Origin of the sequence: Mycobacterium sp., from assembly GCF_019247615.1 — a bacterium.
Taxonomy (GTDB): domain Bacteria; phylum Actinomycetota; class Actinomycetes; order Mycobacteriales; family Mycobacteriaceae; genus Mycobacterium.
This window is the reverse complement of sequence record NZ_JAFBAT010000203.1, coordinates 1-5,239: the sequence shown is the minus strand read 5'-3', so window position 1 is coordinate 5,239 and position 5,239 is coordinate 1. Positions and strand designations below refer to the sequence as shown.

At 65.3% G+C, this 5,239-nt stretch carries 7 protein-coding genes and 1 rRNA gene; 2 read left to right on the top strand and 6 right to left on the bottom strand.

The window, feature by feature from the left end:
- Nucleotides 1-86, bottom strand: a 16S ribosomal RNA gene (locus tag JO059_RS14120); the annotation flags it as partial.
- A gap of 298 nt (nucleotides 87-384) precedes the next feature.
- Nucleotides 385-1,638: a UDP-N-acetylglucosamine 1-carboxyvinyltransferase gene (gene murA, locus JO059_RS14115; protein WP_293319689.1), complete on the bottom strand. Its 1,254-nt coding sequence runs from the start codon at nucleotides 1,636-1,638 to the stop codon at nucleotides 385-387.
- 161 nt (nucleotides 1,639-1,799) lie between these two features.
- Between murA and JO059_RS14110 the strand changes: the two genes are divergently transcribed.
- Complete coding sequence (locus tag JO059_RS14110; protein ID WP_293319687.1) at nucleotides 1,800-2,393, top strand: cob(I)yrinic acid a,c-diamide adenosyltransferase; 594 nt, start codon at nucleotides 1,800-1,802, stop codon at nucleotides 2,391-2,393.
- 9 nt (nucleotides 2,394-2,402) lie between these two features.
- Nucleotides 2,403-2,837: a VOC family protein gene (locus JO059_RS14105; protein WP_293319685.1), complete on the top strand. Its 435-nt coding sequence runs from the start codon at nucleotides 2,403-2,405 to the stop codon at nucleotides 2,835-2,837.
- Here the strand turns inward: JO059_RS14105 and JO059_RS14100 are convergent, their stop codons facing one another.
- From JO059_RS14100 to JO059_RS14085, 4 genes are all read right to left on the bottom strand, one after another.
- Nucleotides 2,838-3,281 (bottom strand): DUF2550 domain-containing protein, encoded by a 444-nt coding sequence (locus JO059_RS14100; protein ID WP_293319683.1) that lies wholly within the window; start codon nucleotides 3,279-3,281, stop codon nucleotides 2,838-2,840.
- Nucleotides 3,282-3,299: 18 nt separating this feature from the next.
- Nucleotides 3,300-3,665, bottom strand: coding sequence for a F0F1 ATP synthase subunit epsilon (locus JO059_RS14095; RefSeq protein ID WP_293319681.1), 366 nt, complete (start codon nucleotides 3,663-3,665; stop codon nucleotides 3,300-3,302).
- An 18-nt stretch (nucleotides 3,666-3,683) separates the two neighbouring features.
- On the bottom strand, nucleotides 3,684-5,144 hold the full coding sequence (gene atpD / locus JO059_RS14090; RefSeq protein ID WP_293319679.1) for a F0F1 ATP synthase subunit beta: 1,461 nt from the start codon (nucleotides 5,142-5,144) through the stop codon (nucleotides 3,684-3,686).
- A gap of 20 nt (nucleotides 5,145-5,164) precedes the next feature.
- Nucleotides 5,165-5,239, bottom strand: a 75-nt coding sequence (locus JO059_RS14085; protein ID WP_293319691.1) for a hypothetical protein, incomplete at its 5' end; no start/stop codon positions are given.

Here is a 5,239-nt window from a genome sequence, read left to right as displayed (position 1 = left end):
TCTCCGAAGAGACCTTTCCGTTCGACTTGCATGTGTTAAGCACGCCGCCAGCGTTCGTCCTGAGCCAGGATCAAACTCTCCAAACAAAATCTACCCACGCTGATGCGTGAATCGAATTTAGAATCAGAGATACCTGACAAGACGCCAATATACTGGCATCAAAAAACGACCATACCCACACACGGGGGGTGCAAAGTATGGTCAAAAAACAACAACAAAATATGAAACCACCAAACACACTATTGAGTTCTCAAGCAACACTCTTGGTTGTTTCGCCCGCTTTGGGGCAACCCTGCCAGCTTAATACTCATCCGGCATGGGAGTCAAGCCCCGGTTTCGGCCGTCTTCGAGTGACGGCCGCGCCTGGCGGGCATTACCTGCCGCCTACTCTACCCGCTCGATCTCGGCTCCCAAAATAGCCAGGTTCTCCACGAATAACGGGTAGCCGCGGTCGATGTGGAAGACGTCGTGGACCTCGGTGTCGCCGTCGGCGACCAGGCCGGCCAACACCAAGCCCGCGCCCGCGCGGATGTCCGAACACCATACCGGAGCGCTCGAGAGTTGGGGCAGGCCCCGCACGACGGCGTGGTGCCCGTCGGTGCGGGCGTCGGCGCCGAGGCGGATCATCTCCTCGACGAAGCGGAAGCGGGCCTCGAACACGTTCTCGGTGATCATCGAGGTGCCATCCGCGATCGACGCGAGCGCGATCGCCATCGGTTGCAAATCGGTCGGAAACCCGGGGAACGGCAATGTCGCGACGTTGACGGCCTTCGGGCGCTCGTACTGGGCCACCCGAAAGCTGTTGTCCGTCTGGGTCACGGTGGCGCCGGCGTCGTGCAACTTGTGCAGCACTACCTGCAGGTGCGCCGGATCGACACCGGTCACCGCGATGTCGCCACGTGTCATAGCCGCCGCGATGCCCCACGTAGCGGCCACTATGCGGTCTCCGATCACGCGGTGCTCGGTCGGATGCAGCCGCGGGACGCCGGTGATGGTCATGGTCGGGGAGCCGGCGCCCTCGACCTGAGCTCCCATCTGGTTGAGCATCGTGCACAAGTCGACCACGTCGGGTTCGCGCGCCGCATTGTGAATCGTGGTGACGCCCTCGGCCAGGACCGCGGCCATCAGGATGTTCTCGGTCGCGCCGACGGAGGGGAATTCCAGCTGAATCTCCGCCCCCCGCAAGGCGTCTGCCTGGGCAACCACGCAACCGTGCTCGATGTTGCATTGCGCGCCCAGCTGCCGCAGGCCCGCCTGATGCATGTCCAGCGGGCGCGACCCGATCGCGTCACCCCCCGGTAGAGCGACCCTGGCCCGCTTGCAGCGGCCGACAAGCGGACCCAGCACGCAGACGGAGGCCCGAAACTGCCGCACCGCCGCGAAGTCGGCGTCGTACTTGGGCTCGTCGGGCGACGTGATGCGGGCGACGTCGCCGTCGAGTTCGACGGTAGCGCCCAGACCACGCAGTACCTCTGCCATCAGCGGAACGTCGAGGATGTCCGGACAGTTGGTGATGGTGCTGGTGCCCTCAGCCAACAGTGTCGCGGCCATGAGCTTGAGCACGCTGTTTTTCGCGCCCCCCACTGCGACTTCGCCTGACAACCGATTGCCGCCGGTCACCACGAAACGCTCCGCCACCCGGGTCAGTGTAGTGAAGGGGTATCGGCTTGTCAGTCAGCCTCGCTTGGCGACGATGCACTCCGCGGAGCGGAGTGAGGTGGGGGCACCACCAGCCGCGGGAGCGGCGAGGGGGCAAGTCAAGCAATCAGCCAAGTCGGTCCGGCGAGTACGGTTTGCTCATGGCGATACACCTGACCCGCATTTACACGCGAACGGGCGACGACGGGACCACCGGATTGAGCGATTTCTCACGGGTCTCGAAGAACGACCCCCGCCTGGTGGCCTACGCGGATTGCGACGAGGCCAACTGCGCGATCGGCGCCGCGGTTGCCCTCGGTCAACCCGACGAGGAAGTCACCAGTGTGCTGCGGCAGGTTCAAAACGACTTGTTCGACGCGGGCGCGGACCTGTCGACTCCCGTGATCGACAACCCCGAACATCCTCCGCTGCGAGTAGCCCAGGCCTACATCGATCGGCTCGAAGGTTGGTGTGACACCTATAACGAGCATCTGCCAGCGCTGAATTCCTTTGTCTTGCCGGGAGGTTCGACCTTGTCAGCGCTGTTGCACGTCGCCCGCACGGTGGTGCGCCGGGCCGAGCGGTCGGCATGGGCCGCGGTCGATGCTGCGCCGGAGAGCGTCAGCGCGTTGCCGGCGAAATACCTCAACCGGCTGTCGGACCTGCTGTTCATCCTGGCGCGTGCGGCCAACCCGGGCGGCGATGTGCTTTGGAAACCCGGGGGCCGGCGGGGCGGCGAGCCGGACGAAAGCTGAAGTGTCGCAGTGAAACAGAACCGATCGATCCCGCCGGTCGCGGTGATCCCGGTGCTCGTCTATCCGGACGTGCGCGCGGCGGTGGACTGGCTCGCTGCCGCGTTCGGCTTCGTCGAGCGAACACGGATCGGCGACAGCCACCGCGCCCAGCTGAGCATCGGCGCCGGCGGCGCCATGATCGTCGCCGACGTCGCCGGCGAGCGGCACCCCCCGACGGCCGGTGTCGTCACGCACGAGATCAAGGTGCGGGTCGCCGACGTGGACGGCCAGTTCGACCGCGCCCGGGCGGCCGGCGCGAAAGTGCTGGAGCCGCCGGTCGACCGGGAGTACGGAGAGCGGGAATGCACTGTCGAGGATCTCGCGGGGCATCGCTGGCAGTTCAGCGAAACGGTGCGCGACGTCGCGCCCGAAGAATACGGATGCCAGACCGTCAGCCCGTGGTAGTCAGACGCTGCGACGGCGCGCGCGCGGTGACGGACGGGACTCCAGCCAGGACAAGAACGCGGTCAACGCGCCGTGGTCGAGCGCGAGTTCGTATCCCGAGCGGCGGTCCTGTGTCGTGTCGCGTAGTTCCAGCACGACGATCCTGTCGGTCATGATGTCGAACTCGTCGCCGCGCGGCGCACGCCGCGACACGATCTCCACGCCTCGCCGGCTGAGCCGGCGATCCGGCCACAGCCTGACGCTGGACAGCCGATAGAACGCGGCTTCGCCTCCGCGATAACGGATTACGCCGTGCCGCCAGCCATGGCCGCCGACCGCAGGGATGTCGCGCATGATCCCCGCCGTGCCACCCTGGCGCAGCTTCACCAGCCGGTAACTGAGTGCCAGGACTGCCACCCCTAACACGACGACGAGCGCGACCATGCCGACCATGGGCGCGCTCATCGCCTTATCCGAGGCCGGTCAGTCGATCGCGCCGACGGCGCGCAATCTGGCGCGCCCCCGGGCGGCGATACGCGGATCGTCCGACTCGGCGGCCTCCCTGGCGGCGCTCTCGTCGATCTCCGACTCGAACTCTGCCGACTCCGCGAGGATGCTGACTCCCTCTTCGGTCACCGACATGAAGCCGCCATCCACCGCGATCCGCAGATCGTCGTCGCCTTCGCGCTCGACCCGCACCATGGCGTCGTCGACGAGCTGAGCGACCAACGGAATGTGGCGCGGCAGGATGCCGATCTCCCCGACGGTGGTGCGGGTGAACACGAACGTCGCCTCGCCCGACCACATTTCTCGGTCGACCGCGACTATTTGCACGTTCATCTCAGCCATGCCACAACACCTTTCGGCTCAGTCCTCGAGTTTGGCGCCGTAGCTCTCGGCCTTCTTCGCCAAGTCATCGAGGCCGCCGATCAAGAAGAACGCCTGCTCGGGTATGTGGTCGAAGTCGCCCTTCGTCAATTTGTCGAACGCCTCGATGGTCTCCTTCAACGGCACCGTCGAACCCGGCTGACCGGTGAACTGCTCGGCCGCCATCATGTTCTGCGACAGGAACCGCTCGATGCGTCGCGCACGCTGAACCTGCTGCTTGTCCTCTTCCGAAAGCTCGTCGATGCCGAGAATGGCGATGATGTCTTGAAGGTCCTTGTAGCGCTGCAGGATTCGGATGGTCTCCTGCGCCACCCGGTAGTGCTCGTCGCCCACAACGCTCGGGTCGAGGATGGTCGAGCTTGACGCCAGCGGGTCCACGGCCGGGAAGATGCCCTTGGAAAACACGTTACGGGAAAGCTCGGTTGTGGCGTCCAGGTGGGCGAATGTGGTCGCGGGTGCGGGGTCGGTGTAGTCGTCTGCGGGCACGTATACCGCCTGCATGGACGTGATCGAGCGGCCCCGCGTCGAGGTGATGCGCTCCTGCAACTCGCCCATCTCGTCGGCCAGCGTCGGCTGGTACCCCACCGCCGACGGCATGCGACCGAGCAATGTCGACACCTCGGAGCCGGCCTGGGTGAACCGGAAAATGTTGTCGATGAACAACAACACGTCCTGGCCGGCCTCGTCACGGAACCACTCCGCCATCGTCAGCGCGGACAGCGCCACCCGCATACGGGTGCCGGGCGGCTCGTCCATCTGACCGAACACCAGCGCGGTGTCCTTGAGCACGTCGGCTTCCTTGAGCTCGACCCAAAGGTCGTTGCCCTCGCGGGTGCGCTCGCCCACCCCCGCGAAAACCGAAGTGCCGCCGAAGTTTCGGGCGATGCGGTTGATCATCTCCTGGATGAGCACCGTCTTGCCCACCCCGGCGCCGCCGAACAGCGCGATCTTGCCGCCGCGCACATACGGCGTCAGCAGATCGACGACCTTGAGCCCCGTCTCGAGCATCTCGGTCCGCGGCTCCAGATCCTCGAAGGCCGGCGGCTTGCGGTGAATCGACCAGTGGTCGAAGTCTTCTCCGTATCCGGGGTCGTCCAGGCAGTCGCCCAGGGCGTTGAAGACGTGGCCCTTGACGCCTTCACCGACCGGCACCGAAATCGCGTTGCCCGTGTCGGTGACCTCGACTCCCCGGACCAGCCCATCGGTAGGCTGCAACGAGATCGTGCGCACCAGGTTGTCGCCGAGGTGCTGCGCCACCTCCAACGTCAATTTTTTAGCGAGCGACTCGAACGTGATCTCGGCGTTGAGCGCGTTGAACAGCTGCGGCACCGAGCCGCGCGGGAACTCGACGTCGACGACGGGCCCGGCGATCCGAACCACCCGGCCGCTGGTGTCGGAGTTCGACGACTTCTTTTCGGTCTTTTCGTCTGTAGCAGTCATATCTGTTCGCTTCCTCGTAGCTACTTGGCGGCCTCGGCGAGCGCGTTTGCGCCACCGACGATTTCGCTGATTTCCTGAGTGATCTCGGCCTGCCG

Excerpts from the sequence above, each read along its gene's own strand:
- JO059_RS14110 (WP_293319687.1), top strand. The coding sequence starts at position 1,800 with ATGGCGATACACCTGACCCGCATTTACACGCGAACGGGCGACGACGGG.
- JO059_RS14100 (WP_293319683.1), bottom strand. The coding sequence starts at position 3,281 with ATGAGCGCGCCCATGGTCGGCATGGTCGCGCTCGTCGTCGTGTTAGGG.
- JO059_RS14095 (WP_293319681.1), bottom strand. The coding sequence starts at position 3,665 with ATGGCTGAGATGAACGTGCAAATAGTCGCGGTCGACCGAGAAATGTGG.
- atpD (WP_293319679.1), bottom strand. The coding sequence starts at position 5,144 with ATGACTGCTACAGACGAAAAGACCGAAAAGAAGTCGTCGAACTCCGAC.